The sequence below is a fragment of the Dorea sp. MB18-49 genome (assembly GCF_023669465.1).
Taxonomy (GTDB): domain Bacteria; phylum Bacillota; class Clostridia; order Lachnospirales; family Lachnospiraceae; genus Dorea_A; species Dorea_A longicatena.
Genome location: NZ_JAMOYX010000046.1, coordinates 1 through 26230 on the forward strand (window position 1 = coordinate 1; position 26230 = coordinate 26230).

Genomic DNA, 26230 nt, shown 5'->3' on the forward strand with positions numbered 1-26230 from the left:
TCTGCATTTTCCTTTTGAACGTAGGGGCTCACCTGCAAAAAAGTCACATTCCCCGTCCCCAATGGCATATTACACTTTCATTTTGTACCATATTTTTTCCAGAAATAAATTTTTTACAATCTATACATGGGCATTTTGATGTATATCTGCATTTTCCTTTTGTACTTTCGGAGTTTCCCTTATATAAGCCTTATAAACCAACTCTTCCCAGACACAACAGCAATCCAATCGCTCCGACAGCCACAAACACTAACCCGATACCGGCTGCCTTTTTCCTTTTCTCCATAACCACTAACTGTCTGTTGTCTATGGAATTCAACGGATAGTTCCTTCGACCTATTAGATATAGTAACAACCCACTCGAATTATTCCCGTTCGCAGCAAGCAGTCCCCATAATTTTGGATGTTTTAATCCACGGGCGGCTGCATCCATCACCGTTAACCGATAGATCTGATATACCGTTTCCATAGCTCCGACAACTGCGGCCGCACCAAATATCACAGCCAATACAATATTTTTGTCCATCATATTTCTCCCTTAAATACGTCTGATAATCTGATAAAGCAATACTGCTGAGCTCACAATAGCCAGACAAAATACCATAATCAGATAATATATCTTATCCGGCAGGAACATACTTAAGGTAATCAATAGAATAACCGTGATAATATTAAGTATGATCGCTCCTATCAATTTTTGATTGCTTTTGACTACATTTGTGCTTTCTTCCAGATGTTCCATCATTCTTTCGTCCCCTTTCAATAAATCATCAAGACTTATGGAATAAAGGCTGCTCAACTCAATGACGCTTATAATATCCGGATAGGATTTTTCATTTTCCCAGTTTGAAATGGTCTGTCTGGACACATTGACCTTTTCTGCAACTGTTTCCTGGGTAAATCCGGATTTCATACGAGCGTCTTTTAATTTTTTCCCAATTTCCATATCTGCGTTTCTCCTTTCGGGAACATCTTTCCACATTGCGTGTCCAATGTCTATCAAACTTCCTTTACATGACCATTTTTCGCATCAATTTTCGTGTCAAAATTATTTTACACAGCGTATTTACGCAGCCTGCCACCGAAGACAGAAAAAAAGTCACATTCCCCGTCCCCATGACACAATTCCGATTCCTATCAAGATTACACCTCCCAGAACATCTGCCTTTCCTGACAGCTTTGTTCCCAGAGTCTTACCGAGGCACAACCCTGTCTCACATATCACAAACGTTACCACTGCCACGATCAGTGAACAGACTACAGCCATAACCAAACCATACCCGGCAGTGGTAAATCCTACCGACAACGCATCAATCGATGTTGCAATCCCCTGCATCATAAGCACGGCAAAACTTAATCTTTTCACTTCTTTCTTTTCCTCTTCACTCTGCACAGATTCTTTGATCATGCTTCCTCCGATATACAAAAGCAAAATCAATGCGATCCACGGAATGAACTTCTGAAACTGTCCAAAGACCTGTACGATCGTATGCACACATATCCATCCTATCATAGGCATCAGGAACTGAAAGAATGCATATACTCCCGCAATATAAGCCATTCTTGATTTCTTCATATTTTTTTCATTCATTCCATTTGCCAGCGAGACCGAAAATGCATCCATTGCCAGTCCCACTCCAAGTAAGACACTGTTCATAAAGAATAAAAAATTCCACTCCATTATCATTTCCTCCAAAATTAAGTTCAAACGCATGACAACAAAAAAACCAGATACAGCAGCTGCCTGCCATACCTGGTCTATACTTTCTTTATAGGATAGAGAGAGTCCACGCATAGATATTACAGCTACACATGAGTCTCACAAATTAAAACAAGCCAGATCCATCGATCAGTATGTTGACTTGTTGCGTTATACGCCTGTTACTCCCCCATCGGTCATTTATCATCTAAAAGAAAATATCATAATTAATAAATTTTGTCAATAAGCAATCATTTATTCCTTTTTCTGTGGTATGCTTTACACAGAGATTTTCCCCGGAACAACTCTGAAAAGAACCAATAAAGGAGTCACAACAATGCCTCACTACTACATGTTCCACAAACCTTTCGGCTGTGTCACTGCCAGACGCGACGACCGCTATCCGACGGTTATGGACTATTTTAAGGAATTACATAATGACAGGCTTTCTCCGGTCGGACGCCTTGACCGTGAGACGACCGGACTTCTTCTGATCACAGATGACGGTATCTTCAACCAGAAGCTCACTCATCCTTCCTATCACAAAGAGAAAACTTATGAATTCACCCTTCTCGGTGATCTGACACCGGAACTGGTACATAAGCTGGAAACAGGTGTCATTCTGAAGGGCGCCGATACCCTGACTGCCCCGGCAAAAATTACCGTAACCGGACATGCAGTAATGTCCGATATTCTTTCCACACTGCCGGAAGAAATCCAGAAAGATATCCACAAAAACCGTCCGGATCACCCCATCACCTATGGGATAATTACCATTTCCGAAGGGAAGAAACGCCAGATCCGGCGCATGATGAAGTCTGTTCACTGCTGTGTGATCGAATTAAAACGTATTTCCATCGGAGACATTGTACTTGACAAAGCGCTTTGTCCCGGAGAGTGGAAAGAAATATTTCCTCACACTTAACAATACAGAGAACCTGCCACTTGCCAAACCATCCGTAAGGAACTGCCAGTGGCAGTTCCTGTAGGTGGCAGCTTTTCTTGCATACTTTGGTATACAAAAATGCTCCGGAAATCTGTCACCTGACAAAATTCCCGGAGCATTTTTATTTTTATTCTTACTCTATTCTGTTTCTATCCACCTTAGTTACCTGAGCTTGATGAACTGCTTGAACTTGACGAACTGCTTGAGCTTGATGAGCTGCTTGAGCTTGACTCAACCTGAATGCACTGATTAGCCAGCCATTCTTTTACAAGATCATTCAGCGCAATCTCTTTCAGATCTGACTTTGATGCAGCTTTCTTTAAAGCTTTTACACTGTCGTATCCATACTCTTTTGCAATCTTCTTAAGCTCTGTCTTATAAGTTGCATCATCTAACTTAATGTTCTCTTTATCTGCAATTGCCTTTGTTACCAGTGTCTGTTTTACGCTGGATTTTGCAGCCTTTGTTACCTGTTTTTCGAACTTTTCAACAGTTGTTCCCATCTGCTGCTTGATCAGATCATCATATGACATGTTATAAGCTTTTGCAACAGACTTGTACTGAGAGATCAGAGAATCCTCAATCTTCTTTACATCTTTCTCCGGATATTTCTTAACTTTTGTATTATCAAGAACCTTCTGCCATGCTGCCTGCTGTAAAGAATCATTGTATGTCTTTTCGTTATCCTCCTCGAGAGACTTCTTCACTTCTTCTTTGTACTCTTTTACTGTCTTTGATTTCTTAGATACTTTCTTTACCAGTTTGTCTGTAAGCTTTGGTGTATTCTTTTTGGAAATGGATTTTACAGTAATTGTAAATGTTACATCTTTGCCTGCAAGATCAGAACTTCCATAATTCTCCGGGAACTTTCCGTTCCAGTCAAATGTATCACCGATCTTGTGTCCGATAATACTGTCTTCAAATCCTTCGATGAAAGAATTAGAACCGATCTCCAGTGGATAATCTGTAGAAGATCCACCGTCAAATGCTTCGCCATTCATCTTTCCAACGAAATCAATCGTTGCTGTATCGCCTTTTTTTACTGCACGGTCTGTCACTTCTTTTGTTGTTGCATTTTCATCCAGTACTGACTGAATCTGTGTATTCACATCATCATCCGTTACTTCGCTCGGTTTGTCAACTTTATCTACTTCAACACCTTTGTAGACTGAAATCTTAATGTTGTCATTTTCAAGGCCTTTCGTCGACTGACAACCAGTCATCAAAAGAGAGACTGCCATAACACCTGTTAATAACATTGCCACTTTCTTTTTCATATCGCACCTCATTTTATCATTCATTCTAAGGTGGGAACTTTATCCCATCTGCTTTCCGAAGTATACGCTAACGCATACCACTCTGTTATATCACATTTTGAAAAACTTTCATAGCATTTTCACATATATTTCACTCTTTTATCAAAATTTTCGTTTTGAAATCACCTACTTTTCCTGTATACTTCTTGCACTCCTACCGAAACAATGTTAGAATACTTGTTATGGAATATAGAATATAGGAGGTTCATTGTGAAGACATTTACAATTGTATTATTGGTAATCCTTGTGATTTTGATCGTTGCATGTGTTGCATTATATTTTGTTGGTAAAAAAGCAGAAAAGAAACAGGCAGATCAGCAGGCACAGCTTGATGCAGTTGCACAGACTGTTTCCATCTTGGTTATCGATAAAGGTCGTATGAAATTAAAAGATGCCGGCTTGCCGGATATCGTACTCGAGAATACACCAAAGTATCTTCGCCGTTCAAAAGTACCGGTTGTAAAAGCCAAAGTCGGACCGAAGATCATGACACTTATGTGTGATGCGCAGGTTTATCCCTTGATTCCTGTTAAGAAGGAAGTCAAAGCTACGATCAGTGGTATTTACATCACAGCCGTTAAAGGTGTAAGAGGTCCTCTGGATGTACCGGAGAAGAAAAAGGGATTTTTCGCAAGATTAAGAAACAAATAAGAGTAAAGAGTACTTAAAAACAGCATTGGAACTTATCGTTCCAGTGCTGTTATTTTTATGTCTATATTGCAATCGGCAACAGGATCTCCATTGATGTCCAGTGCATAATTCACATGCACCGTGATCTTTTCATCCTGTTCTTCGAACTGGATATCCTTGGTAAAGACTCCAATCATCATCTCACCGTATGGTGTCTCATACTGTGTCATATTGATCTTATCTTTCTCGAATACCATATGGGTATTCGTAATTCCGCTCTTGATGATCTCGACCTTCTGGTCATCCAGGATCCTTACTTTATTCTTGATGGTTCCCGGGATTCCTTCCACCAGTTCATCATAGATCACATAGTGCTTTCCATTTTTCTCATAATAGCTCGCAGGTACGATTACCTCGATTGGTTCACTTCCCGGCTCATCGCCCTGTGCTTCAATCCCGGTCACATCCTGATGCAGACCGGATATACTTAATAATACGTCTTTTGTCATATATTCTCCTAATAATCTTCAATATCAATTGCCTGTGTCTTATCTACATCGTACGGCAGGATTGAATTGGCGAATTTCTTAAACTTCTCTGCCGCATCACTGACATAAAAATCATATGCTGCCGGTTCTCCCGATGTATTAGCAATTTTCTGCTCTTCCAGTATCTTCTTCAGATCCATCGCCGTCTCGTACGCCGGATTTACAATATGTACTTTTTCTCCAAAATATGCCATGATCCTTGATCTGAGAAGCGGATAGTGGGTACATCCCAGGATCAGTGTATCGATCTCTGACTTTCTCATATCTGACAGATAGATATCGATCACTTCTTCTGTGATTTTATGCTTTGCAAATCCCTCTTCTACCAACGGTACGAATAACGGACATGGCTTTCCGATGACTTCTGCCTCCGGCATAAGTTTCCGGATTTCTTTAGTATAGGTCTCGCTCTTGATCGTTGCTTCTGTACCAAGTACACCAATCTGACAATTCCTGGTCTCTCTTACGGCAGCTCTTGCTCCCGGTACGATCACTCCGATGATCGGAATGTCGAACTCTTGCTGCACTGTTTCAAGCGCCAGCGCACTGGCCGTATTACATGCGATCACGATCGCCTTTACATTCTTTGTCTTTAAAAAACGGATGATCTGTCTGGAAAAACGGATAATGTTATTCTTTGACTTACTTCCGTATGGAACTCTTGCTGTATCCCCAAAATATACTACATTTTCATTCGGCAGCTGACGCATAATCTCTCTTGTGACGGTTAAGCCGCCCACACCTGAATCAAACACACCGATTGCTGCAGTGTTCCTGTTTTTATTTTCCACGATATTAAATCTCCTTTTATGAATACTCCACCATATTTTACTATTGTACCGTCTTGGACGTGCATTTTCAAGAGATTTTATGTCGAAACCTCCCTTGTATACTTTGCTATAAAAAAAGTTACCTGCCATAAAACAGATAACTTTTTATTCTTTATTCCGGTTTTAATTACAGAGCCAGCTCTTTTGCAATCTCATACTGGTAAGCAGGAATTCCTTTTGTCATTCCAAGTGCTTCATCAATATCGAAGTCTACATACTCACCATGTTTGTAACCTACAACACGGTTTGTCTTTCCTTCAAGCAGAAGATCTACGGCTTTTGCTCCCATGATAGAAGCGTATACTCTGTCTTTACATGTCGGGCTTCCACCACGCTGCATGTGTCCGAGAATCGTTGCTCTTGTCTCCATACCGGTTGCTTCTTCAATTCTCTTAGCCATGTTTATAGAATCTCCAACACCCTCTGCATTGATGATGATGTAGTTCTTCTTTCCACGTTTTCTTGATTCCTGAATATCAGCAATGATCTTATCTTCGTCATAATCATGCTCTTCAGGCATCAGGATCTTCTCAGCTCCGTTAGCAATACCGCACCACAGTGCAAGGTATCCTGCATCTCTACCCATAACCTCGATGATAGAGCATCTCTCATGAGAAGTTGATGTATCACGTACTTTGTCAATAGCCTGCATAGCTGTATTAACGGCTGTATCGAATCCGATTGTATATTCCGTACAGGCAATATCCAGATCGATCGTTCCCGGAAGTCCGATTGTATTGATTCCGAAGTTAGCAAGTTTCTGAGCTCCGGCAAATGATCCGTCACCACCGATGACTACCAGACCATCAATACCATATTTTTTGCAGATAGCTGCTGCTTTCTGCTGACCTTCCTCTGTACGCATCTCTGCACAACGGGCTGTCTGAAGAATTGTACCTCCGCGCTCAATTGTATCGGATACGTCTCTGGCTGACAGATCGATAATTTCCTCGTTTAAAAGTCCCTGATATCCTCTTCTGATGCCTCTTACCTTCAGTCCTTTACCAAGTGCTGTACGAACAACGGCACGGATTGCTGCGTTCATTCCAGGGGCATCTCCACCACTTGTCAATACACCTATTGTACGAATTACTTTTTTGTCTGCCATGATTCATTCCTCCATTGTATTAGTTTGTTCCAATTATCTTCTAACCATTATCATTTCTCTCCGATGATATTGTACATGAATTAGTGCACGCTTTCAATGGGTTTTTCTATAACTTTTACACAACTTTCACCCAGATAATTCGTCAATCTGCTCAACAATACCTCATCTGCGGTCACATTCCAGCCCTTTGCCAGGCGTTTTACCGCTTTTTCCTTCCTGCAATAGATGATAACTTCATCCATTCCTTCAGATACTTTCAGAATGTCCTGAAGCATTCCTTCCTGCTGAAGATAAGTCGCTTTATCCGGATATTGAAGCCATAGTTCCTTCTTCGTCTGTTCAAACGGGATCACCTGCTCACAGATCAGTTTACTTGGTGCATCATCTTCTTCGGATACCCTTCCCTTTATAAACACTTTGGCTTCTTCATTCAGATACATCTGATTTTTTTCAAAATCTCTCGGAAAGATCACAACTTCGACTGATCCCACCAGATCTTCCAGTGTAATAAATGCCATAACTTTATTGGTCTTGGTATATTTGATCGTCTTATTGGTGATCATGCCGCCGACGATCTCTTTTGCACCGTCATGTACCTTTGTCCTTCCCGTCTCATCATCTATCTGGAAATCTAATGTCGTTCTGGAAATGTTCTTCTTCCATTTTTCCTCATAATCCTCCAGCGGATGACCGCTTAAGTACACACCCAGCACTTCTTTTTCAAATGCAAGCTTTGTCTCTTTCTCGTACTCTCCTACATCCGGAAGTGGAATGTCGAATTCCGATTTCTGGTCATCACTTACGATGTCAAATAATGAAAGCTGTCCGGTCATGGAGTATTTCCGCTCACGGTTCACCTGATCCAGGATCTGTACATAAACTACCATAAACTGCTTTCTTGTACCACCCAGACTGTCAAATGCTCCGGATTTGATAAAGCTTTCGATCGTGCGCTTATTGACTTCTTTTCCTGACAGACGTTCGATAAAGTCTTTCAGGTTGCTGAATTCTCCTCCATTTTTTCGTTCCTGGATGATCGACTCGATCACTGGCTTTCCGATACTCTTGATCGCCGCCAGACCATAACGGATATTGCCGCCGTCAACAGAGAAGCTTCCTTCTCCTTTATTAATATCCGGTGGAAGAATCTTAATTCCCATCTGTCTGCAACTGTAAATGTACTCTGATACTTTTCCCGGATTGTCGATCACGGAAGTCATAAGTGCTGCCATGAATTCCACCGGATAGTAATATTTTAACCAGGCAGTCTGATATGATACCACCGCATAGGCTGCCGCATGTGATTTGTTAAATGCATATTTGGCAAAATCGATCATTTCATCATAAATCTTATTCGCCGTCTTCTCGTCGATTCCGTTGGCGATACAGCCCGGCACGCCTTCGTCCGGATTACCATATACGAAATTCTGGCGCTCTTTCTGCATGACATCGCCCTTTTTCTTCGACATCGCTCTTCGCAGAAGATCGCTTCGTCCAAGCGTATATCCAGCCAGATCACGCACGATCTGCATAACCTGTTCCTGATATACGATACATCCATAAGTCGGTGCCAGGATCGGCTCTAACTGCGGGCAGTCATAAGTGATGCTATCCGGATTATTCTTTCCCTTGATGTACTGCGGGATGAAATCCATCGGTCCCGGACGGTATAAGGAGATACCGGCAATGATATCCTCCAGATTCTGCGGTTTCAGTTCCTTCATGAAGTTCTTCATTCCGGCACTTTCAAGCTGGAATACGCCATCGGTCTTTCCTGTTCCGATAGACGCCAGAACTGCTTTATCATCATAATCGATTTTATTAATGTCTATTGTCTTACCGCTGCTGATGCTTGCCAGACGCTCTGCATCCTGTATAACAGTCAGGGTACGCAGACCCAGGAAATCCATTTTCAGAAGCCCCAGTTCTTCCAGTGTTGTCATCGTAAACTGTGTCGTCACTGAGCCGTCCGATCCAAGAGACAATGGCACGAATTCTTCAATCGCACGCTGACCGATCACAACTCCCGCTGCATGCATGGATGTATGTCTCGGAAGACCTTCCAGTCTTCTCGACATATCGATCAGTTCCTTAACCTGTTCATCTTCCTGATACAGTTTCTTGAATTCCGGATTCATCTTCAGTGCCTTATCAAGCGTAATATTCAGCTCTGTCGGCACCATCTTTGCAATGCTGTCTACAAATGCATACGGAAGGTCCATGACACGTCCTACGTCACGGATGACTCCACGTGCTGCCATCGTACCGAAAGTTACGATCTGTACTACCCGGTCTGCGCCGTATTTTCTTCCTACATAATCAATGACTTCCTGGCGTCTCTCAAAGCAGAAGTCCACGTCGATATCGGGCATGGATACACGTTCCGGATTCAGGAAACGTTCGAACAGAAGCTGATATTTGATCGGGTCGATACTTGTAATTCCCAGACAGTACGATACGATACTTCCGGCCGCCGAACCTCGCCCCGGTCCGACCTTGATCCCCTGTGTTCTTGCATAATTAATGAAATCCCACACGATCAGGAAGTAATCTACATATCCCATGGATTTGATGACCGACAATTCGTATTCCAGACGTTCTTTCAACGAATCATCCCCGTCCGGATACCGTTCTTTCAATCCGTCAAAACAAAGTTTATTCAGATATTCCCAGGAAGTATATCCTTCCGGCACATCATATTTCGGCAGTTTGGTGACACCGAATTCAATCTCTACATTACAGCGGTCTGCAATCTTCTGCGTGTTCTCCAACGCCTGCAGTGCATATGGAAATAACTGCTTCATCTCTTCTTCGGACTTAATATAATACTGGCCGCCTTCGTAGCGCATACGATCTTCATCTGCCAGCTTTTTACCCGTCTGGATGCATAACAGAATGTCATGCGGTTTTACGTCTTCTGCGTAAGTATAATGCACGTCATTCGTCGCAACCAGTTCGATCCCTGTCTCCTGTGACATACGGAGCAGTGACTGGTTCACGATCTGCTGTTCCTGCATTCCGTGATCCTGTAATTCCAGGAAGAAATTTCCTTTTCCGAAAATGTCCTGATACCTTAGTGCTGCTGCCTTTCCTTCTTCATACATGCCGCGCAGGATATTCTTCTGTACCTCACCGGCCAGACACGCACTGAGCGCAATGATTCCTTCATGGAATTCCTGCAGCACTTCCAGGTCTACTCTTGGTTTATAATAATAGCCTTCCGTAAATCCTCTGGACACGATCTTCATCAGATTATGGTATCCTAGATCATTTTCCGCCAGAAGCACCAGATGATAATAACGGTCATCCCCGCTTCCTACAGCTTCTTTATCGAATCTCGATCCCGGTGCAACATAGACTTCGCATCCGAGGATCGGCTTAATCCCTGCTGCTCTTGCCGCACGGTAAAAATCGATCACACCATACATGACACCATGATCCGTGATCGCCACGCTGTTCATCCCGAGTTCTTTTACCCTGGCTACACACTCTTTGATTTTATTTGAGCCATCCAACAGGCTGTACTCTGTATGGACGTGGAGATGTGCAAAGCTCATAGCTTTCTCCTTTCCTGATTCTATCCACAATGATAAAAAAAGGTGCCCCCTCAGGGAACACCCTTTCAAACATCACTGTTCGTCTTAATCTTCTTTTCCACTTCCAAGAAGCATGAATTTTACAAGTTTATCGATATCCTCTGGCTCATGAGCAACGATTTCCAGTTCCGGAATCTCTCCGTTAGAGAAAATGTTTGCCATAGATACATACTGAGATAATTTTGACTTTAAGTTCAGTCTGTCACCTTCGCCTGTTACAAGTTCAACTTTTCCTTCACAAGAATCAACTACTTTGAAAAATCCTTCGATATCTGTAATGTTCTGTACTTTCATTTCTCATTCTCCTTTTTAATCATCTTATTCTTATCACTTTTATTATACCTTATTTCTTTTTCATTTCAATATTCTTTTCAGAAATTTTTATATGTTCTTCTTTAAGAAGTCTTCCAACGGCACGTTTGAATGCATTTTTACTTAATCCGAATTCCTGTTTGATTACTTCCGGATCTGCTTTATCGTTAAATGGAAGCTTTCCACCGTATTCTTCCATACGTTTCATGATCATCGCCGCATCGGCATCCATCTGAAGAAATGCTTTCTCTCTGACACTTAAGTCAAGCTTTCCGTCTTCTCTTACTTTCAGGACTCTGGCGGATACACGGTCTCCGACTCTTAACCTGCCAAATGCTTCTCTCTTCGGGATCAGTGCACTGTAGCAGTCATCTACTGCCACGAACACTCCGAAGTTATCACTCGTCTCGTAAATGATTCCTTCTACATGATCATCCTTTTTATATGGAGAATCTGTACGAAGCTTTTCGTATACTTTCATTGTCGCACAAAGTCTTCCGGACTTGTCCACATACAGTGCGACAAGCACTTCATCACCTTTTTTTACTTTTGCAGTCTGTTCTTTGAACGGAAGCAGAAGGTCTTTTTCCAGTCCCCAATCAAGGAACGCCCCGATTCTTCCGGTATCTGCAACTTTCAATACTGCCAGTTCATCTAACGTGATCTTTGGCTCCTGCGTTGTTGCGATCAGACGGTCAGACGAATCTTTATACAAAAATACTTCTACAGGATCTCCAACTTCTACATCTTTTGGTACCTGTTTTTTCGGAAGCAGGACTTTGTCATCTTTATTACCAAGATATACCCCGAACTCTACTTCTTTAACGATCATCAATCTTCTTTTCTTTCCTAAATAATCTGTTAATCCCATATTTTTCCTCTCTGTTTCCTTTTCTCTTTTTCCAAAGTGTATATGTTTTCTTATTGTATCAGCATCTATATAAGAATGTCTATGCAAACTTAAATTCGATCACTGCATACGGTCTGGCCTTTTCATTGCAAAGCTCTATAACCGTTCTGTCCTCTTCTATGGCAATCCTTGGATAGATCACATCACCATATACCGCTGATTTCTTATATTCCACACGCATCTGGTGCACTTCTTTATCTTTTGGCAATGATTCCAGTGCCATCTGTACATATTGGCAGTTGTTGACATGCTCATTCGTATCAATATGATATCTGCGTACCGGAAAACTTTCCAGTTCTTTCGCCTCTTTCGGAAGTGCGATTTTTCTTGATTCATATTCCATCTCATACGGATCTCCTACCCCGTATGGTGCAATCTCCGATTCTTCCGGTCTTGACGGACGTCCCTTTTCCATGTCCATATATACCCACAGCGAATTTGCATATGCTACATCTTTTCCTTCACTGTCTGTCATACAGAAATTACGTTCTCCAAACAAACCGTTAAAGTCCGTCGCCCATGTACTTGTCTGTATCTTTTCACCGATCTTCGGATAACGTTCTACCACTACCTGCCAAGATGACAGGATCCATGCCCGCTTTTTTTCGCTGCAGTGTTCGATTCCAAGTCCCAGATCTTCTGACTGGAATGTACTGCAGTCCTGAAAATAATTTACGATTCCCGGCAGGGTAATTCTTCTGGTATGATCCACTTCACTGAATCGTATTCTTCCATCTATCGTATATTGATTGTCTCTCATTTTAGTCTGACTCCTTTGCATGATCTTTTCCGAAGAAAAACCACTTTATCTTAAATTCTGAAGTGGCCGTTACCATTTCATATTCTTCTGCACTTAATGCTTCTTTCAGTTCTTTCTTTCCATCTTCATCTACCACTGCACAGGTTGCATTAGTAAAACACAGATTTGGATAAAGTACACACCACCAGTTATGTCCATTTCCCTTCCCAAGTACAATTCTCAGTGCTTCGTAATTTCCCTCAGGAAAAATGATATCTCCATACCGTTTGTCCGGAAAATAGCAGGTGGTCACCTCCGCTTTCGCCCGGTATGATACTTTCTCTTTTTTCAATATTTTATCTGCTGTATCCGTCAGTTCTTTTTTGTGGGTCAGGGTCCATACTTTTGTCGCCTTTGCATCCCTTCTTTCAGCTCTGGTCATATGTGCTTTCATATACTTTAGAACCGCATCCCGCACTTTCAGTTTGATTCTCTGATCATTTGCACTGTCACTTTCTGCGATCACATGAAAACGGAAGACTTCTTTGGCCAGTGACTGCTGTGTATCGCTAAGTTCTGCATGTACAATTTCCATACGCCAGTTCATAATGCCCGCTGTCAGTATGAACGATATCAGACAGGCTATGATCAGGCAGATCGTTTCTCGTTTCATCTATGTATCTCCTTCCTGTATACTGCATTTTTCTGATACAGGAAGTCTTGACACAGCTTATCTTATCTATACACTTTTACAGTCTTTTAATTCTGTTTTGTGCGGATCACATCGATCACAGTGGTCACCTGGTTATCAATATGTTTACACATAATATCTGTTGCCGCCTTCTTCTCACCTTTACTGATGTATTCTATGATTGCGGCATGCTCTGCGATCAGCTGTGGATGTGCTTCTTCACGTTTCAGATATTCCACACGATAACGATACATCTGTTCTCTTAAATTATTCAGAAGCTGGATCAGTTTCTGATTGTCTGTTGCCATATAGATAATGTCATGGAAACGTACATCTGCTTCAGCGATCTCTGTAATATCTTTACTCTTTAAGATCTTCTTAAAATCTTCCGCAGCTTTCTTCATCTCTTCGATCTCTTCTTTCGTGATCTTATCACATGCAAGCTGCACAGCCAGTTCTTCCAATGCTTTTCTTACTTCCAGAACGTCCCGCATATTCTTTTCTGTGATCTCTGCTACCTCAGCTCCTTTTCTTGGAATCATCAGTACCAGGCCTTCCAGTTCCAGTTTGCGGATTGCTTCACGGATCGGGGTACGGCTTACTCCGAGTTTATTTGCAAGCTGGATCTCCATCAGTCTTTCTCCCGGTTTTAACTCTCCTCGCAAGATCGCCTGTCTCAAAGTATTGAACACGACATCTCTAAGTGGCAGATATTCATTCATATTTACTTTAAAATTCGATTCCATGCTTATTTCCTCCTTGCATTATGTATGCCTGTCACATACACCTGCTTTGCCAATTGCTTTTCTCTTATCTTTGCTGCTGCTTTTCTTGCTTTCTCTTTGCTGTCATAAATTCCAAAAACGGTCGGCCCACTGCCACTCATCATAGCATTCAGAGCTCCCTGTTCTTTCATTACATTCTTGATCTGTTCAATAACCGGATATTCTTCGATCGTTACCTTTTCCAGTACATTTCCCATGCTCGAAGCAACTTTTTCGATATCATGAGCCTTCAGTCCGTCTATAATACCATCAATATCCGGATGATCCTCTATCTCATGCGAATCCAGTTTTTCATAGACCAGCTTCGTCGATACACTGATCGGCGGTTTTGCAATCAGCACATGACATTTCGGGCAGGCCGGAAGTGGTGTCAGTATCTCTCCGATTCCTTCCGCAAGAACAGTTCCCCGCATAACGCAGTACGGAACATCCGCTCCCAATGTCACTCCTCTTTCCATCAGTTCTTTCTGTGAAAGACCAAGTGAAAACATACGGTTAATCCCGAACAGAACTGCCGCTGCATTCGAGCTTCCTCCTGCCATTCCTGCTGCCACCGGTATGTGTTTATCAAGGGTGATCTTTACACCCTCTTTTACGTCGAACTCTTTCATCAGAAGGTCTGCTGCCTGATATGCCAGGTTATTCTCATTCACCGGCAGATAAAAAAGATTCGTCGACAACTCTATTCCCGGCTTTTTCGTCTTTTCTATCCGGATCTGGTCGTACAGGTACACTGTCTGCATCACCATACGTACATCGTGATATCCGTTCTCTCTCCGTCCCAGAACATCCAGACCCAGATTGATCTTTCCAAGTGCCTTCAATTCCATTTTATCCATTCTATTTGTCTCCTTACATTTTGTATACAATGTGCTTATAGTATACTCAAATTTTGCTTAAAAATCAATATTTTATCGCCTTTATTTACATCTTCTTTTTCCATATGATTCACTTCTTTTATATTTTCCACAGTCGTATTATATTTTTTCGCCAGATTCCATAATGTATCCCCGTTTTTCACAAAATATCCCACAATGCCGGGTCTGTTTTCCAGCTCCTCGGTACTCATCGGGGTGAACTTTGCGGATTCAATATTTTGCACCATAACAGGCTCTTTCTGGAAGCAGTTGAATGCCAGCACAGCCTTTACTTCCACCTCTCCGTTTCCCATAAGTCCTACGGAAAGCTGCTCAACTGTCCAGTCCAGTTCTTCTGCTTCAGGTTCTCCGCCCCCATTCTCTAAAAGATATGTAAACGGCACCATTCCCTGCCATACACCAAACGGCATCTGATCATCTTCCCTGACATACAAAAACATCAGATGAAGAACACCTTCGATATGGATTCCATCTTCTTCTGCTTTCGTAGATTCCGGCTGTATCTTTCCTTTACAGTAACAGATCTGAAGAATATTGTCTTTTAGTTCCGGAAGTGTCAGTTCTTCGGCGATCCTGCATTTTGAATGGTTCTGAAGCTTTAAGCGGAAGCACTTCTTTTCTTTTATATCCGGAACGCAGACATGATCCAGCATATACATATCTTCAAGAATCTGGATTTTTTCTTCTTCATATACAACAAGACGTACTTCCAGTGTCGCCTCTATACCAAGAATACGCATTTCCCCGTTTTCATCCATGCGGGCTTCAACATTCACATCTGTAAGATTCAGACTGGCCTGATGATACATTCCCGGCACAGTCCCCATACATTCTATCCTTCCCTCATATGGAACCGTCCTGTTTATCCAGTCTGTCTTTTCTTCCACACTTTCATAAAGACAGAATATATTCAGTTCTCCTTGTATCAGGAGTTCATCCGTTCCAATCTGTGTATCTGCTTTTCCGCCTGTCACATCCGTCCAAAGAATCGTACCGATATTCTCTTTTGTCCCGCTAAGAGACACCTCTTCTTTAATCCGGTACGTATCCTTTCCTGTTGCAAATACCTTCAGAAGTTCTTCTTCTTTTGTCTTTTTAAATACAGGATTTTCTCCTTCTATATCTGTTGTTAGCTCTTCTCCCACACATTTTTCCATTCCGATCGTAATCTCTGCAAGTGTCTTGATATTCAGTTTTCTTGAATGGATTACCGTTACCGTAAGATCAACATCTGCTGTCTTTAGTACCAGATTTCCATCCGGCTCCTGCTCAAGATAGATCATTTCTTCAAATGGAATCCTTCCTTCCAGGCTTGCAGGCTCCGGTATCGTTTCATCTGCAGTATACAAAACTCTGAATTCCAGTTTGCCTGTCACTTTCAGATAATTTTCTACCTGTTTCATCTCTTCCACCTGTAATGTCCCGTCACTTATTATAATCCTGCCTACATCCTTCTTTGCATCCGGAACATTATAATCATCATCAATATAGAACTGGTCATTTACCGTCTTTCCGTTCTGAAAAGTACGGATCTCCTTTTTTAAATACTCCATTGACACTTCCTGCCTCCTCTTATTCATATATGATCTGTTTATCCGTATATGGTATCTTTATGACAATATATGGATATGTCTTTTTCTTATGCGTCTTTTCTTTCTTCTGTGGCCCGAGAAGTGTTGTACGTACGACCACTGTATGTTCCGTCTCATAACACTCATTCACTTCGATGCTGTATCCTGTCGTTTCCTGCCGTCCGTATCCTTTTACTATATAAAGGTATCTGCCTTCATTCCCCGTATCTGCATAACTGATCCACATCTCCGACTTTTCGGCTTCTGCAATCTCTTCTTTTAATTTTTCGGGGATTTCTTCTTTCTTTACGATCTCATATTCTATCTCTCCTGTTTTCTGTTCTTTTAACGTGCCAAAACTACAGCCGGTAAACAGCAACATCACTGCGACGGCTGCCGCGGTCCATCTTCTTTTTTTCATGCTGCCCTTCTTTCTGACACTTCTATTTTCTCTTTACTATCTTACACACTATGGGTGTAAAAAATGCCGGATTTATGCTATCATAGAAAATACACAGAGAACCTGGCAGCCATTACAGAATCTTTGACAACTGGCAGTTTCTCTTGCATACTTTGGTAGCAAAATGAAAATAAAGGAGATTAATTATGATAAGACTTATTTTTGTCGCCTTATTCGTAGTTCTATTTCTGATCATCGGTATTCCGGTTCTTGGAATTGAATGGCTGATCGGCAAAGTCAGCAAAAAAACTATGGATTATTCCAGTCTGCGGCTGGTTCAGTGGGCATTTAATATGATCATTAAGCTTGCCGGTATCGAACTTACCGTGATCGGAGAGGAGAATATATCGGAAGGACCGGTTCTTTATATCGGAAATCACAGAAGCTTCTTTGACATCGTTATCACTTACGCCAGATGTAAGAATCTGACCGGTTATATTGCCAAAAAGGAGATGCTTTCTATCCCGCTTCTTCGCACATGGATGAAACGCCTCTATTGCCTCTTCCTTGACAGGGAGAATCCAAAAGAAGGGCTGAAGACCATCCTGCAGGCAATCGATTATGTAAAACACGGTATTTCCATCTGCATCTTCCCGGAAGGCACCCGGAATAAAGGGGAAGAATTATCCTTACTTCCGTTCCATAACGGTTCCTTTAAGATCGCAGAAAAGACCGGCTGTCCGATCATACCGATGAGTCTTAATAACACCTGTGATATTTTCGAAGGACATTTCCCGTTCATCAAAAAGACTCATGTCATCTTAGAATATGGCAAACCGATCTATCCGAAAGAACTGGATAAAGACGAGAAAAAGCGTATCGGAGAATATTGCAGTAATATCATCAGTGAAACCATTCATAAGAATCAGGCACTTGTATAGTGCCTGGTTTTTTTCTTTTACATTTATTCCCTTAAGTGCTATAATAAAACGGTATAACTAAAAAAAGAAATGTACTGCAAACAGCAGAAAAAAGGAGTTTGAAAATGAGCAAACGAAATCTTACCTTGCTGACAGATCTGTACGAACTTACTATGATGCAAGGATATTATGAAAAAGGGCAGAACGAAAATGTCATCTTCGATGTATTTTTCCGCCAGAACCCTTGTAACAACGGATATTCTGTATGTGCAGGTCTTGATCAGGTAATCGATTATATAAAGAATTTGCATTTTACTTATGATGATGTAGACTATTTAAGAGGTCTTGGAATCTTCAAAGAAGATTTCCTTCATTATCTGAGCGGCTTCCACTTCAGCGGTGACATCTATGCCATCCCGGAGGGAACAGTCGTATTTCCGAAGGAACCTCTTCTGAAAGTGGTTGCTCCGATCATGGAAGCACAGCTTGTTGAGACGGCGATCCTGAATATCATCAATCATCAGTCTCTGATCGCAACCAAGACTTCCCGTATCGTATTCGCAGCCAATGGCGACGGTATCATGGAATTCGGCCTTCGCCGTGCCCAGGGACCGGATGCAGGATTATACGGTGCAAGAGCAGCGATGATCGGCGGATGTGTCGGTACTTCCAATGTACTTGCCGGACAGATGTTCGACGTTCCTGTTATGGGAACCCACGCGCACAGCTGGATCATGAGTTTCCCGGATGAGTACACCGCATTCAAAACTTATGCAGAGATGTATCCGGACAATTGTACACTCTTAGTTGACACTTACGATACTTTAAAATCCGGTGTTCCGAATGCCATCCGCGTATTCCAGGAATTTAAAGACGCCGGAAAACCTCTGATCAAATACGGAATCCGCCTGGACAGCGGTGACCTTGCATATTTATCAAAAGAAGCCAGAAAGATGTTAGACGAAGCCGGATTCCCGGAAGCTACCATCTGTGCTTCTAACGATCTGGACGAGTTCCTTCTCCACGATCTTAAGATGCAGGGGGCAGCCATTGATTCCTGGGGTGTCGGTACCAATCTGATCACTTCCAAGGACTGTCCTTCATTCGGAGGTGTGTACAAGCTTGCAGCCATCCAGAATGAAGGAGGCGAATTTGTTCCTAAGATAAAAATATCTGAAAATACTGAGAAGATCACCAACCCTGGCAATAAGACAATCTACCGTATCTACGAAAAAGCAAGCGGAAAGATCAAAGCTGATCTCATCTGCTTTGCCGATGAAGTCATTGATCCAAAACAGGATCTGCTTCTCTTCGATCCTATGGATACCTGGAAGAAGACTAAGCTTGCCGGTGGTACTTACACCGTACGTGAAATTCTCTTACCAATCTTCAAGAACGGCGAGTGCCTCTACAAATCTCCTACATTAAAGGAGATCGCAGCATACTGCCGTGAGGAGAAAGATACGTTATGGGACGAGACCAAGCGTCTCTTCTACCCGCACAGAGTTTACGTGGATCTTTCCCAGAAACTCTACGCTGTAAAACAATCATTACTTGATCAGATGACTATGACAGATTAAAGGAGGACTTATCAATCATGAAAATTATAGTATTAGCAGGCGGACTCAGTCCGGAAAGAGATGTATCCTTACTTTCAGGAGCCGGAATCTGTAAAACTCTCCGTGAAATGGGACATCAGGCATTCCTTCTGGATGTGTTCTTCGGCCTTCCATGCGATTCTGATAAATTAGAAGAAGTATTCGACCGCCCGGACGGCGGACTTGAGATTTCCAAAGGAATCTCTACTTCTGTACCGGATCTTGATGCACTGCGCAAGTCACGTCCGGACCAGTCACCTTCCGAGATCGGACCAAATGTCATTGAACTCTGCCAGATGGCTGATATCACATTCATGGCACTTCACGGTTCCATCGGTGAAAACGGAAAACTCCAGGCAACATTCGACAACCTGGGAATCAAATATACAGGACCAAACTCTCTTGGATGTACACTGTCCATGAACAAACTGGTTACAAAACAGATTTTCAAGACCAGTGGTGTTCCGACTCCAAGAGGAACTTCCCTGACATCTAAGACTAAAGATACCCCTCTGGACGAGCTTGGTTACTATCTTCCACTGGTTGTAAAACCATGCTCTAACGGATCTAGTATCGGTGTATACATCTGCCACACAGAAGAAGAATATTACGATGCAATCCACAAATCCTTCGATGTTGACAACACAGACGAAGTTGTCATCGAACCATTTATCAAGGGCCGTGAATTCGCCTGCGGTATCCTTGCCGGAAAAGCTCTTCCGCTTGTTGAGATCGTTCCAAAGGACGGACTCTTCGACTATGCGAACAAATATCAGGCAGGCGGCGCTTCCGAGATCTGTCCTCCTGTATCTCTCGATGAAGAGACGCAAGAATTGATCCAGCGTGCCGGAGAACGTGCATTCGAAGCACTTCGCATGGATGTATATTCCCGTGCCGACTTTATCGTATCCGATGCAGACGGTGAATTCTACTGTCTGGAAATGAACGCCCTTCCTGGAATGACAGCAGCAAGCCTTCTTCCGAAAGCTGCCAAGGCTGCCGGATATGAATACAGTGAACTTTGCGAGGCTATCATTCAGGAATCTATAAAAGCCCGCTATTAAGGAGGATGAAGATCCATGAAAAATCTTTCAATTGAAAATATAACCAAGGCCTGCAGAGGTACCTTCCATGGTGATGAAAGTATCCTCAGCCAGGAAGTATCCGGCGTCGTGATCGACAGCCGGAAGGTGCAGCCTGGTTACTTATTTGTTGCCATTGACGGAGAACGTGTCAATGCACACAAATTCATCCCGGATACTGTAAAAGCCGGTGCCATGTGTGTCGTATCACACGAAGATCTCGGTGAGACGGATTTCCCTTATATCCTGGTAGAATCCACAGGCCAGGCACTGCTCGACATTGCCAAGCTTTACCGTGATTCTTTCGACATGAAGGTTGTCGGAATTACCGGAAGTGTTGGAAAGACCAGCACCAAAGAGATGATCGCATCCGTTCTGGCTCAGAAATATCACGTACACAAAACACTTGGCAACTTCAATAACGAATGGGGACTTCCGATCACCATCTTCGATATGCCGGAGGACACAGAAGTTGCGGTCCTTGAGATGGGTGTCAATCATTTCGGTGAAATGCGCCGTCTCTCTTCTGTAGCCAGTCCTGACATCTGTGTGATCACCAATATCGGTATCGCACATCTGGAATTCTTCAAGACAAGAGAGGGAATCCTTCAGGAAAAATCGCAGATGATCCAGGATATGAAGAACGGTGGTTCCATTATCCTGAATGGTGACGATGACCTGCTGTCCAAAATGAGTCCTGTCAAAGGTGTGACTCCTGTCTTCTTTGGAAGGGGAGACAACTGTGCATTTCGTGCTGACAATATCGAGCCACAGGGACTTCGCGGAACTTCCTGCACCATCACATTAAAGGATGGCTCTTCTTTCGACTGTCTGGTTCCTGTACCGGGTATCCACATGGTAAGCAATGCTGTTGCAGGTGCTGCTGTCGGATACACACTGGGACTGACTGCTGATGAGATCAAGGCCGGCATCGAATCCCTGCCTTCCATCCCTGGACGTAACCACATCATCGAGACCGATCATATGATCATCTTAGATGACTGTTACAATGCCAACCCAATCTCCATGAAGGCTTCCATTGATGTCCTTAACATGGCAATCGGACGTAAGGTTGCAGTTCTTGGTAATATGGGAGAACTCGGTGACACTGCAGAGGCACTTCATGCAGAAGTCGGTACATACGCAGCCGAACAGAATGTAGACCTTGTCTGTGGAATCGGTGATCTGACACGCTCTCTGGTAGAAGAAGCGTCCAAAGGTGCGAATACAGAGGCACTCTGGTTTGCAGATAATGAAAGCTTTATCCAGGCTATACCTGACATCATCAAAGATGGAGACAATGTTCTGGTAAAAGCTTCTCACGGAATGAATTTCCCACAGATTGTTCACGCTCTGGAAGAATTATAGATTTAAGGAGAACATATTTATGGATTATCAGATTCTCGTCCTTGATCTGGACGGAACTCTTACCAACTCCAAAAAAGAAATTACACAGCCGACCCTGGAAGCTCTGATCGAGATCCAGGAGGCCGGAAAAAAAGTTGTACTCGCCAGCGGCCGCCCGACACAGGGCGTTATGCCGCTGGCCGAACAGCTTCATCTGGAAGATTACGGAAGTTATATCCTTTCTTTTAACGGTGGCCGCATTACAGACTGCCGGACAAAGCAGGCAATCTACAACAAGATTCTTCCTGCTGATTGTATTCAGGGAGTCTACAAAACGGTCCGAAAATACGCCAGCCAGGGGATTGATGTCCTGACTTATACCCCGGAACATATCTTATCCGGTATTAAATCCAACCAATATACAGAACTCGAATCCCGCATCAATCAGATGCCTGTCATTGACGCAAGTGAGAACTTTCTGGACTGTGTTCCGGATGATCCGAATAAATTTCTTGTAACCGGAGATCCGGCTGTATTAGATCAGATACGCAAAGAACTAAGTAAACAGTTTCATTCTTATCTTTCGGTCTACTGTTCCGACCCTTTCTTCGTAGAAGTTATGCCAGCCGGAATCGACAAGGCGCATTCCCTGCTTAAGTTATTAACGAGTATCGGACTGACCACTGAACAGATGATCTGTTGCGGTGACGGATATAATGATCTGACGATGATTGAAACTGCCGGTCTTGGCGTGGCTATGGCAAATGCTCAGCCTGCGGTACGGGAGACGGCAGATTATATTACGAAATCGAATGATGAGGATGGGGTACTGCATGTGATTAATGAATTTATGCGGTAGCTTGTGAGTTCATGCCTTAATGATGAAAGCACAGATCATGGAGTTTTGTGAAGGCGGAAGTTTATATTTTAGATTATTAGTTTATGGCCAGTGCACAGGTCCGGCATTATGCCAATCACGACATGAGAAGCCACGATAATAAATCCAATATCTATACCCCCTCACAATCAAATTCCGGGATGAAGCTTTCTTTTGCGGCTTCTCCTTCCTGAATGAAGCCGTCTTCCATTCCAAGTTCCAGTGCGTAATCTATAACTTTTTCGTATTCTCTTTTTGTAACTTTACGGCTGAGTAATGGATCTCCTGACACTTGCGGCATTGGGGTGTATTGATTCATGATGCTGATCAGGATCTGGTCTTGATAGGTTTCGAGCAGATATTTTATGACTGCTTTAGAGTTTTTCACATGTCCCGGAAGTACCAGATGTCTTACAATCACGCCTTTTTGTATCATACCAGTGTCTTTATCAATCTGAATGTTTCCCGTCTGATGCAGCATTTCTTTTAAGGCTGCTTTCGCATATTTCGGATAATCGGGTGCCCCGGAATATGCTGCCGCAAGTTCTGATTCCATGTATTTAAAATCCGGAAGATAGACGTCTACGTATCCATCCAGCATCCGTATCGTCTCCGGCTTTTCATAGCCGCTCGTATTGTAGACAATAGGAAGAGACAGACCTTCTTTTCTTGCCAGATCTAACGCTTCTATGATCTGCAAAACATAATGCGTCGGCGTTACGAGATTGATATTGGCCGCCCCTTTTTCCTGCAGTTCCAGGAATATTTCTGACAGTCTTTCTACCGTAATTGTCTTTCCTGCTTTTGCTTCGGCTATATTATGGTTCTGACAAAAAACGCAGCCCATCGGGCAGCCGGAAAAAAATACGGCTCCTGAGCCAGCATCTCCGGATATGCAAGGTTCTTCCCACATATGCAGCGCAGCTCTTGCCACAACGATTTCCGCGGTCTCATGACATCTTCCCCGCCGGCCGTTTATACGGTCTGCGTGACAATTTCTTGGGCACAGTACGCAATCTGTTAACATGCTTTTCCTTTTTTCTATTTCTATATGGTTATCTGTATCATTCTTTTTACTCATATGCTTTCCCTGTATCTTTTTTATTTTCCAGATATCCTCTTACAGATATCTATTACTTCTTATACGCTTCTACTGTATTCTTTATGCAGTACTTCTAACGCATGAATATTGTACCACGAATTTCCGCAACAATTTCACCTTTTTCTCCTTCTTGCCCTTGTAAATATTGAATTTAATCTGAGAAAATGATACAATTTTTATCACTTGGAGTATAGATTAGTATTCCAGATATATTAAGGAAGGACTTGAACATTATGAGGGATTATATTATCAGCTGCTGTTCAACAGCAGATCTTACTGAAGAACATTTTAAAGCACGCGACATATCTTACATCTGTTTTCACTTTGAGCTGAATGGCAAAGAATACGCAGACGATCTTGGAAAATCTATCCCATTCGATCAATTCTATGCAGCTATGGCGGCCGGAGCCGATACGAAGACTTCACAGGTCAATGCCGAAGAATTTGAAGAATATTTCGAACCTTTCCTTAAAGCAGGAAAAGATATCCTGCATATCACACTTTCATCTGGAATTTCAGGAGTAATTAATTCTGCAATGATTGCAAAAGAGAATCTTGAAGAACGTTATCCTGACCGCAAGATCCTGATCGTAGATTCTCTCGGCGCATCTTCCGGATATGGACTTTTGATGGATAAACTTGCCGATCTTCGCGACGAGGGGAAATCTCTGGACGAGGTTTTCCGCTATGCTGAAAAGCACCGTCTCAACGTACATCACTGGTTCTTTTCTACCGATCTTACATTTTACGTAAAGGGCGGACGCATTTCCAAAACAGCAGGTGCTATCGGAGGTGTCTTAAATATCTGCCCTCTTCTTAACATGGATAATCAGGGCCGTCTGATTCCAAGATATAAGATTCGTACAAAGCGTAAAGTCATTCGCACTATTGTAGATAAGATGGCCGAATATGCCGATCACCAGACCGACTATAATGGGAAATGTTACATTTCTCACTCCGAATGCTACGAAGATGCCAGAGCGGTTGCCGATCTTGTTGAATCCCGCTTCCCATATCTGAATGGAAAAGTCGAGATCAATAACGTAGGTACGACGATTGGAAGTCATACAGGACCGGGCACAGTTGCTTTGTTCTTCTGGGGTGATACACGAACCGAATAATCATATTTATAATGAAGAATATTTATTCCATAACTGATAGATAGTAAAGAATACAAAGGAGGTTTTCACATATGAAAACAGCTGTTATGACAGATACCAACAGCGGAATTATGAAAGCAGAAGCCGACTCCATGGGAATTTTCCTGATTCCTATGCCAGTCATTATCGATGATGAGACACATTATGAGGGAATTGATCTTACAGAAGATTCTTTCTACGGAAGCCTGACCGGCGGACAGAATGTATCTACATCCCAGCCATCTCCAGGCGATCTGATGGATCTCTGGGATGATATATTAGAACAGGGTTATGATGAGATCATTCATATCCCAATGTCCAGCGGACTGAGTGCTTCTTGTTCAACCGCTATCAGCCTTTCCGATGATTATGATGGCAAAGTACAGGTTGCAGACAACCACAGAATCTCCGTTACACAGAGAGAATCTGTCATGCATGCCAAGAAGCTTGCAGAAGCCGGAAAATCAGCAAAAGAGATCAAAGAAGTATTAGAGGCCGAAGCCTATAACTCCAGTATCTATATTGCTGTCGACACTCTTGAGTTCCTGAAAAAAGGCGGACGCGTCACCGCAGCCGGTGCTGCACTCGGAAGTGTTCTTAACATCAAGCCGATTCTCACTATCCAGGGTGGTAAGCTGGACGCATTTGCCAAGACACGCGGCATGAAGAAATGTAAGCAGAAAATGGTTGAAGCATTAAAGAATGACCGTGAGACACGATTTAAAGACGCTGACGACAAACATCTTCTCGTTGGTGCTGCCGGCTCTAACCTCACGGAAGAAGAGGCCGCAGAATGGAAACAAATGCTTGTAGAAGCATTTCCGAATTCTTATGTATATTATGATCCACTTTCATTCAGTGTAGGATGCCATATCGGACCAAAGGGATATGGAATGGGGATTAGTGTTTGTTCGGAAGATTATGATAAATAATTTTGCTGTTTAATGCAGTATCGTGGCTTACCCCGGTCCATGATCGAATCAGCACACAACTGGGAGCTCTTACTTTTCTTCCGGCCAGGTATCAGCCGCTTCATGTATTAAACAAAAAAATCCCCCAGGAAATGATATGCTACCCTTATATAGGACAATGAAATATAAAAGTCCTATATGGGGGTATTTTCATGTTCAGAAAGAGTAAGATAGAACCAGTAGAAAAAGTAAAAATAGTCGAACGCTACCTTGCAGGAGAAATTGGCATACAGCA

At 42.7% G+C, this 26230-nt stretch carries 26 protein-coding genes; 9 read left to right on the plus strand and 17 right to left on the minus strand.

What is annotated here, in order from left to right; genetic code table 11:
- Window positions 1-190: 190 nt before the first annotated feature.
- From NCY30_RS12025 to NCY30_RS12035, 3 genes are all read right to left on the minus strand, one after another.
- Entirely contained in the window at window positions 191-526 is a 336-nt protein-coding gene (locus tag NCY30_RS12025) for a hypothetical protein (protein WP_242858383.1), read from the minus strand.
- Between the two features lie 12 nt (window positions 527-538).
- Entirely contained in the window at window positions 539-946 is a 408-nt protein-coding gene (locus tag NCY30_RS12030; RefSeq protein ID WP_173784739.1) for a helix-turn-helix domain-containing protein, read from the minus strand.
- Window positions 947-1099: 153 nt separating this feature from the next.
- A complete protein-coding gene (locus tag NCY30_RS12035; protein WP_055195760.1) occupies window positions 1100-1681 on the minus strand; it encodes a manganese efflux pump MntP in 582 nt (193 codons plus the stop codon).
- A gap of 355 nt (window positions 1682-2036) precedes the next feature.
- On the opposite strand from NCY30_RS12035, the gene NCY30_RS12040 reads away from it, so the two are divergent.
- Window positions 2037-2624 (plus strand): pseudouridine synthase, encoded by a 588-nt coding sequence (locus NCY30_RS12040; RefSeq protein WP_055181709.1) that lies wholly within the window; start codon window positions 2037-2039, stop codon window positions 2622-2624.
- 179 nt (window positions 2625-2803) lie between these two features.
- Here the strand turns inward: NCY30_RS12040 and tig are convergent, their stop codons facing one another.
- On the minus strand, window positions 2804-3922 hold the full coding sequence (gene tig / locus NCY30_RS12045; RefSeq protein WP_243144743.1) for a trigger factor: 1119 nt from the start codon (window positions 3920-3922) through the stop codon (window positions 2804-2806).
- Between the two features lie 249 nt (window positions 3923-4171).
- On the opposite strand from tig, the gene NCY30_RS12050 reads away from it, so the two are divergent.
- On the plus strand, window positions 4172-4612 hold the full coding sequence (locus NCY30_RS12050) for a hypothetical protein (protein WP_022415447.1): 441 nt from the start codon (window positions 4172-4174) through the stop codon (window positions 4610-4612).
- Window positions 4613-4644: 32 nt separating this feature from the next.
- On the opposite strand, the gene NCY30_RS12055 is transcribed toward NCY30_RS12050, so the two are convergent.
- The 12 genes from NCY30_RS12055 to NCY30_RS12110 form a co-directional block, all read right to left on the minus strand.
- Window positions 4645-5100: a DUF1934 domain-containing protein gene (locus NCY30_RS12055; RefSeq protein ID WP_006426913.1), complete on the minus strand. Its 456-nt coding sequence runs from the start codon at window positions 5098-5100 to the stop codon at window positions 4645-4647.
- An 8-nt stretch (window positions 5101-5108) separates the two neighbouring features.
- Window positions 5109-5930: a glutamate racemase gene (gene murI / locus NCY30_RS12060; RefSeq protein ID WP_055181707.1), complete on the minus strand. Its 822-nt coding sequence runs from the start codon at window positions 5928-5930 to the stop codon at window positions 5109-5111.
- A gap of 166 nt (window positions 5931-6096) precedes the next feature.
- Window positions 6097-7077 carry a 6-phosphofructokinase gene (gene pfkA / locus NCY30_RS12065; protein ID WP_006426915.1) on the minus strand — a complete coding sequence of 327 codons (981 nt, stop codon included), beginning with the start codon at window positions 7075-7077 and terminating at the stop codon, window positions 6097-6099.
- 80 nt (window positions 7078-7157) lie between these two features.
- Complete coding sequence (locus NCY30_RS12070; protein WP_006426916.1) at window positions 7158-10634, minus strand: DNA polymerase III subunit alpha; 3477 nt, start codon at window positions 10632-10634, stop codon at window positions 7158-7160.
- A gap of 84 nt (window positions 10635-10718) precedes the next feature.
- Window positions 10719-10967, minus strand: a complete 249-nt coding sequence (locus NCY30_RS12075; RefSeq protein ID WP_006426917.1) for a hypothetical protein — start codon at window positions 10965-10967, stop codon at window positions 10719-10721.
- 49 nt (window positions 10968-11016) lie between these two features.
- Window positions 11017-11856: a CvfB family protein gene (locus NCY30_RS12080; protein ID WP_250818773.1), complete on the minus strand. Its 840-nt coding sequence runs from the start codon at window positions 11854-11856 to the stop codon at window positions 11017-11019.
- Between the two features lie 79 nt (window positions 11857-11935).
- Window positions 11936-12655, minus strand: a complete 720-nt coding sequence (locus NCY30_RS12085) for an acyl-[acyl-carrier-protein] thioesterase (RefSeq protein WP_044919669.1) — start codon at window positions 12653-12655, stop codon at window positions 11936-11938.
- Between the two features lies 1 nt (window position 12656).
- Window positions 12657-13307: a stage II sporulation protein R gene (gene spoIIR / locus NCY30_RS12090; protein WP_055181704.1), complete on the minus strand. Its 651-nt coding sequence runs from the start codon at window positions 13305-13307 to the stop codon at window positions 12657-12659.
- Window positions 13308-13393: 86 nt separating this feature from the next.
- Window positions 13394-14071, minus strand: a complete 678-nt coding sequence (locus NCY30_RS12095; protein WP_006426921.1) for a GntR family transcriptional regulator — start codon at window positions 14069-14071, stop codon at window positions 13394-13396.
- 2 nt (window positions 14072-14073) lie between these two features.
- The gene (gene ispE, locus NCY30_RS12100; protein WP_055181703.1) at window positions 14074-14949 is read right to left on the minus strand and encodes a 4-(cytidine 5'-diphospho)-2-C-methyl-D-erythritol kinase; all 876 of its coding nucleotides are present in this window, start codon (window positions 14947-14949) and stop codon (window positions 14074-14076) included.
- A 35-nt stretch (window positions 14950-14984) separates the two neighbouring features.
- Window positions 14985-16541, minus strand: coding sequence for a DUF3794 and LysM peptidoglycan-binding domain-containing protein (locus NCY30_RS12105; protein ID WP_044919671.1), 1557 nt, complete (start codon window positions 16539-16541; stop codon window positions 14985-14987).
- 19 nt (window positions 16542-16560) lie between these two features.
- Window positions 16561-16980: a protease complex subunit PrcB family protein gene (locus NCY30_RS12110; protein ID WP_006426924.1), complete on the minus strand. Its 420-nt coding sequence runs from the start codon at window positions 16978-16980 to the stop codon at window positions 16561-16563.
- A 185-nt stretch (window positions 16981-17165) separates the two neighbouring features.
- Between NCY30_RS12110 and NCY30_RS12115 the strand changes: the two genes are divergently transcribed.
- The 5 genes from NCY30_RS12115 (at window position 17166) to NCY30_RS12135 (ending at window position 22765) form a co-directional block, all read left to right on the plus strand.
- The gene (locus NCY30_RS12115; protein WP_006426925.1) at window positions 17166-17900 is read left to right on the plus strand and encodes a lysophospholipid acyltransferase family protein; all 735 of its coding nucleotides are present in this window, start codon (window positions 17166-17168) and stop codon (window positions 17898-17900) included.
- 104 nt (window positions 17901-18004) lie between these two features.
- Window positions 18005-19459 carry a nicotinate phosphoribosyltransferase gene (locus NCY30_RS12120; protein ID WP_250818774.1) on the plus strand — a complete coding sequence of 485 codons (1455 nt, stop codon included), beginning with the start codon at window positions 18005-18007 and terminating at the stop codon, window positions 19457-19459.
- A gap of 17 nt (window positions 19460-19476) precedes the next feature.
- Window positions 19477-20541, plus strand: a complete 1065-nt coding sequence (locus NCY30_RS12125) for a D-alanine--D-alanine ligase family protein (RefSeq protein WP_006426927.1) — start codon at window positions 19477-19479, stop codon at window positions 20539-20541.
- Window positions 20542-20556: 15 nt separating this feature from the next.
- Window positions 20557-21927 carry a UDP-N-acetylmuramoyl-tripeptide--D-alanyl-D-alanine ligase gene (locus NCY30_RS12130; RefSeq protein ID WP_173792330.1) on the plus strand — a complete coding sequence of 457 codons (1371 nt, stop codon included), beginning with the start codon at window positions 20557-20559 and terminating at the stop codon, window positions 21925-21927.
- A 19-nt stretch (window positions 21928-21946) separates the two neighbouring features.
- Entirely contained in the window at window positions 21947-22765 is an 819-nt protein-coding gene (locus NCY30_RS12135; RefSeq protein WP_006426929.1) for a Cof-type HAD-IIB family hydrolase, read from the plus strand.
- A gap of 151 nt (window positions 22766-22916) precedes the next feature.
- Here the strand turns inward: NCY30_RS12135 and NCY30_RS12140 are convergent, their stop codons facing one another.
- Window positions 22917-23864 (minus strand): radical SAM protein, encoded by a 948-nt coding sequence (locus NCY30_RS12140; RefSeq protein WP_195369276.1) that lies wholly within the window; start codon window positions 23862-23864, stop codon window positions 22917-22919.
- Window positions 23865-24118: 254 nt separating this feature from the next.
- Here NCY30_RS12140 and NCY30_RS12145 point away from each other — a divergent pair, with 254 nt between their 5' ends.
- Together NCY30_RS12145 and NCY30_RS12150 are read left to right on the plus strand one after the other, a co-directional pair.
- A complete protein-coding gene (locus NCY30_RS12145) occupies window positions 24119-25006 on the plus strand; it encodes a DegV family protein (protein WP_006426930.1) in 888 nt (295 codons plus the stop codon).
- A gap of 71 nt (window positions 25007-25077) precedes the next feature.
- Window positions 25078-25956 (plus strand): DegV family protein, encoded by an 879-nt coding sequence (locus tag NCY30_RS12150; RefSeq protein WP_173733714.1) that lies wholly within the window; start codon window positions 25078-25080, stop codon window positions 25954-25956.
- Window positions 25957-26230: the final 274 nt, after the last annotated feature.